4 protein-coding genes are annotated in these 5,167 nt (G+C 62.3%); all 4 read left to right on the top strand.

The window, feature by feature from the left end:
- Nucleotides 1-76 precede the first annotated feature (76 nt).
- The 4 genes from EOD15_RS28035 (at nucleotide 77) to EOD15_RS28050 (ending at nucleotide 4,946) form a co-directional block, all read left to right on the top strand.
- Nucleotides 77-2,533, top strand: a complete 2,457-nt coding sequence (locus EOD15_RS28035) for a penicillin-binding protein 1A (RefSeq protein WP_127395903.1) — start codon at nucleotides 77-79, stop codon at nucleotides 2,531-2,533.
- A gap of 118 nt (nucleotides 2,534-2,651) precedes the next feature.
- Nucleotides 2,652-3,783, top strand: a protein-coding gene (gene prfB / locus EOD15_RS28040) for a peptide chain release factor 2 (RefSeq protein ID WP_127272597.1) whose coding sequence is annotated in 2 segments (ribosomal slippage) — nucleotides 2,652-2,717 and nucleotides 2,719-3,783 — 1,131 coding nt in all. Because the reading frame shifts where the segments join, the coding sequence is not laid out codon by codon here.
- A 79-nt stretch (nucleotides 3,784-3,862) separates the two neighbouring features.
- Nucleotides 3,863-4,282 (top strand): GFA family protein, encoded by a 420-nt coding sequence (locus EOD15_RS28045; protein ID WP_127321583.1) that lies wholly within the window; start codon nucleotides 3,863-3,865, stop codon nucleotides 4,280-4,282.
- A gap of 286 nt (nucleotides 4,283-4,568) precedes the next feature.
- Complete coding sequence (locus tag EOD15_RS28050) at nucleotides 4,569-4,946, top strand: hypothetical protein (RefSeq protein ID WP_127321584.1); 378 nt, start codon at nucleotides 4,569-4,571, stop codon at nucleotides 4,944-4,946.
- Nucleotides 4,947-5,167 lie beyond the last annotated feature (221 nt).

The raw sequence follows: 5,167 nt of genomic DNA on the forward strand, positions 1-5,167 counted from the left end.
GATTGGGACCGGCTCGAAAGCTTGCGCGAAAGGCGGCTTCGTTTAGGAAATTCCCGAACCAAGGACTGGAGCGGGTATGATTCGTCTCATTGGCTATTTTTTCGGCATCGGCACGACGCTGGCCCTTCTGGTCGCGGCGGGCGTTGCGATCTACATCGGCCATTTGTCGAAAGATCTGCCCGACTACGAGGTGCTGGCCAAATACGAGCCGCCGGTGACCACCCGCATCCATGCGTCGGACGGCGCGCTGATGGCCGAATACGCGCGCGAACGGCGCCTGTATTTGCCGATCCAGGCCATACCGGACCGCGTCAAGGCGGCCTTCCTGTCGGCCGAAGACAAGAATTTCTACAATCACCCAGGCATCGATGTGACCGGCCTCGGCCGCGCCATCATTGTCAACCTGCAGAATCTCGGCTCGGGCCGGCGTCAGGTCGGCGCCTCGACGATCACCCAGCAGGTGGCGAAGAACTTCCTGTTGTCCTCGGACCAGACCTACGAGCGCAAGATCAAGGAGATGATCCTCGCCTTCCGCATCGAGCAGGCCTATCCCAAGGATCGTATTCTCGAGCTCTACCTCAACGAAATCTTCTTCGGCTTCGGCGCCTATGGCGTCGCCGGTGCGGCGCTGACCTATTTCGACAAGTCGGTCAACGAACTGTCCGTGGCCGAGGCCGCCTACCTGGCCTCGCTGCCCAAGGGGCCGAACAACTACCACCCTTTCAAGCATGCCGATCGCGCGATCGAACGCCGCAACTGGGTCATCGACCAGATGGTCGAGAACGGCTACGTCACGCGTGAGGAAGGCAACAAGGCCAAGGCCGAGCCGTTGGGCGTGACGCCGCGCCGCAGCGGCACCTATCTGTTTGCCGGCGAGTACTTCACCGAAGAGGTGCGCCGCCAGATCATCGCCCGCTACGGCGAGAACGCGCTTTACGAAGGCGGCCTCTCCGTCCGCACCACGCTCGATCCGAAGATTCAGCTCATTGCCCGCAAATCGATGCAGAACGGGTTGATGAAATACGACACGCTGCGCGGCTATCGCGGGCCGGTAACATCGATCGACGTGTCGGGCGACTGGGGCGTGCCGCTTGGCGCCGTCAAGGGGCTGGAGGATGTTCCCGAATGGTCGCTCGCCGTCGTGCTCGACAGTTCGGCGACCGGGCTGTCGATCGGCCTGCAGCCCGCACGGCAGGCGTCGGGCGAGATCGTCAAGGAGCGCGTCGAAGGCACCATCAGCAAGGAGGACATGGGTTTTGCCATGCGCCATGTGGTTGCCGGCAAGACCGTCAAGGCCAAGTCGCCGGCGGAGGTGCTGAAGCCGGGCGACGTCATCTTCGTGCAGAAAAACGATGGTGCCGATGGCGCCTACAGCCTGCGCCAGGTGCCCGAAGTGGAAGGCGGCCTGATCGCCATGGACCCGCACACCGGCCGCGTGCTGGCCATGGTCGGCGGCTTCTCCTATGCGCAGTCCGAATTCAACCGTGCCACGCAAGCCATGCGCCAGCCGGGCTCCTCGTTCAAGCCGATCGTCTATTCGGCCGCACTCGACAATGGCTATACGCCGGCCTCGGTGATCATGGACGGGCCGATCACGATCCAGAGCGGCAACACGAGCTGGACGCCGAAGAATTACGACGGCACCGTTGCCGGTCCGGCGACCCTGCGCTCCGGCATCGAGAAGTCGCGCAACCTGATGACGGTGCGGCTTGCCAATGACATGGGGATGAAGCTGGTCGTCGAATATGCCGAGCGCTTCGGTGTCTACGACCATCTGGCACCCTATCTGCCGATGGCGCTGGGTTCCGGCGAAACCACCGTGATGCGCATGGTGTCGGCCTATTCGATCATGGCCAATGGCGGCAAGTCGATCAAACCGTCGCTCATCGACCGCATCCAGGACCGCTACGGCAAGACGGTGTTCAAGCAGGACGAGCGTGGCTGCCAGGGCTGCAATGCGCCCGAATGGCAGAACCAGCCGGAGCCGGAACTCGTCGACAATTCCGAGCAGGTGCTCGATCCGATGACGGCCTACCAGATCACCTCGATGATGGAAGGTGTCGTGCAGCGCGGCACCGGCGCCACCATCAGTGAACTCGGTCGCCACATCGCCGGCAAGACCGGAACGACCAACGACGAAAAGGACGCCTGGTTCATCGGTTACACGCCCAACCTCGTCGTCGGCCTCTACATGGGCTACGACACGCCGCGCGGCCTCGGCCATGGCGCCACCGGTGGCGGCCTCGCGGCCCCGATCTTCAAGGACTTCATGCGGGTGGCGCTGGACGGCACGCCCAATGTCGACTTCAAGGTGCCCGAAGGCATGAACCTGGTCGCCATCAACCGCAAGACCGGCATGCGTGCCGCATCGGGCGATCCCGGCACCATCATCGAAGCCTTCAAGCCGGGTACCGGTCCCGCCGACAGCTATTGGGTGATCGGCATGGGCGCCGACGGCTCGAACGCCACCGGCGGCGCGCTGTCGCCGCAAGCCAATCAGGCCATCCAGTCCGGCGGCGGCGGCCTCTACTGACGATTTTCATGAGCGGATGGGCTGGCCTTGGCGCCAGCCCATTTTGCTTTACAGCCGGCGGCGGCCTGCCTATGTATCGCGCCGACCGACTTCAGCAAACAGGACAGAACAGCCAGCCATGCGCGCGGAAACGCAGAATATTGTCGACGAGATCAGGCAGGCGATAACCCTGCTGAGGAGGCATCTTTGACTGGGATCAGGCCATAAAGCGGCTTGAATACCTCAATGTGCGCGCCGAGGACGCCAGCCTCTGGAACGAGCCGCTGGAAGCGCAGAAGCTGATGCGCGAGCGCCAGGGCCTCGAAGAGGGCATCGCCTCGGTGAAAGGTCTGACGCAGGCGCTGGAAGACAATATCGGCCTGATCGAGCTCGGCGAGGAAGAGCGCGACGAGGGGGTCATTGCCGAGGCCGAAGCCGCGATCCGCTCGATGCAAGGCGAAGCGAAGGCCCGCCAGGTCGAGACGTTGCTGTCGGGTGAAGCAGATTCCAACGACACCTATCTCGAAATCCATGCCGGTGCCGGCGGCACCGAAAGCCAGGACTGGGCCTCGATGCTGCTGCGCATGTACACGCGCTGGGCCGAGCGTCGTCGCTTCAAGGTCGAAGTGCTGGAAATGCATGACGGCGAAGAGGCCGGCATCAAGTCGGCCACGTTGATGATCAAAGGCCACAATGCCTATGGCTGGATGAAGACGGAATCGGGCGTTCATCGCCTGGTGCGTATTTCGCCCTATGACAGCAATGCGCGCCGGCATACGTCCTTCGCCAGCGTCTGGGTCTATCCGGTCATCGACGACACGATCGAGATCGACGTCTCCGAATCCGATGTCCGCATCGATACTTATCGCTCGTCCGGCTCGGGCGGCCAGCACGTCAACACCACCGATTCGGCCGTGCGCATCACGCATCTGGCCACCGGCATTGCGGTTGCCTGCCAGGCCGAACGTTCGCAGCACAAGAACAAGGCCAAGGCCTGGGAGATGCTGCGCTCGCGCCTTTATGAGGAAGAGCTGAAGAAGCGCGAGGCGGTTGCAAACGCCACCGAAGCGTCGAAGAGCGATATAGGCTGGGGTCACCAGATACGCTCCTATGTGCTGCAGCCCTACCAGCTGGTGAAGGATCTCCGCACCGGCGTCGAGAGCACCAGCCCGTCGAGCGTGCTCGATGGCGACCTCGACGATTTCATGGAAGCCTCGTTGTCGCAGCGCATCGAAGGCGGTGCGGGCGAAGCCGTAGCAGACCTGGATTAGGATATGTCCATGTTCAGGTGAGGCTAGCCTGACCTCAATCTGAACATACCCCTGCGCACCACAGCGACGGAGGAGAGGATTGCCGACCAAGCTCACCGGAAAGTGCTTCTGCGGCGCGGTTCACTACGAGGTCGCCGACGAATTCCTCTATGCCGCGAATTGCCATTGTTCGGACTGCCGGCGCACCACCGGTTCGGCCTTCAAGTCTTTCGCCGGTATCGAGCGTGAAAAGCTTGTCCTCACCGAAGGCGAGGACAAGCTTCTGATCTTCGGCGACGAAAGCGGCCATAACGCGCATTGCGGCCGGTGCGGCTCCTTGCTTTATTCGCTCGTGCGCGACGGCGCCTACGTCCATGTCGCCATGGGAACGCTCGTCAACGACCCGTCCATCCGCCCGACCGAGCACATCTTCGTCGGTTCGAAGGCGGGCTGGTTCACCATCACCGATGACCTGCCGCAGCATCAAGAGCACGTGATTGCCGGCTCTGACCAGCAATAGGCTGGAACCACAGCGGGCCAATTCCGTTTATTCGACGCCCGTTTGCCGGGAATTGACCTTGGCCTCATCTCGTCGGCGGTAGCGGATACCTGACGTTTATAGAACGACGTCGGGAATGCATCTTCTTGCGCCGACCAAGGAATCAGCCCAGCATCCAAACGCTGGGAGAGAAAAAGCATTTATGGCCGGACGCGGCATATCTGCGACCCGACGATCCGGCCACTGGGAAGATACGTTCCGGGAACGGGCAAGCGAAACGCTTGAGCTCGTTTGAAAGGAACGCGTCATGTCTGCTGCCACACTCAGATCGGCCAATGCCGTTCAACCGGCTGGCCGACTTTTGTTTTCCCTGTTCGCGATCGGCGCGATGGCAATGCTGACGGCACCCGCCTTCGCGCATGACGCCACACCCACGGCGGCAAGGCCACAGGGCTGGAGTTATCCGTTCGCATGCTGCGCCAACTATGATTGTCGCACGACCCATACAGGCGAAGTGCTGGAGAAACCCGAGGGCTATGTCATCGCCGGAACGGGTGAGATCGTTCCAATGACCGACAAGCGTGTCAAGGACAGCCCGGACGGCGAGTTCCATTGGTGTGCGCACCAGGCGGGCCTCGACGCCGGCAAGACAATCTGCCTGTTCGTGCCGCCGCGCTCTTATTGACGACAGGACGGCGGTCGGAGGTCCGCGGTCGCGTGTGGCCGGGGCCGCAGGCCGGGTTTGCGCGGTTCGGGTGATGCCTGCTGACAGACAGTTGTCAGGAGCACCTCTTTATGCTGCCTTTGCCGCACAGGGTGGCCGGCGACAGGAGGAGTTCGTTGATGACCATCAAGGCAAGCTGTCATTGCAAGGCGACGACATTCGAGGTTTCGCAGGCACCGCAG

Origin of the sequence: Mesorhizobium sp. M7A.T.Ca.US.000.02.2.1, assembly GCF_003996995.1 — a bacterium.
Lineage (GTDB): Bacteria > Pseudomonadota > Alphaproteobacteria > Rhizobiales > Rhizobiaceae > Mesorhizobium.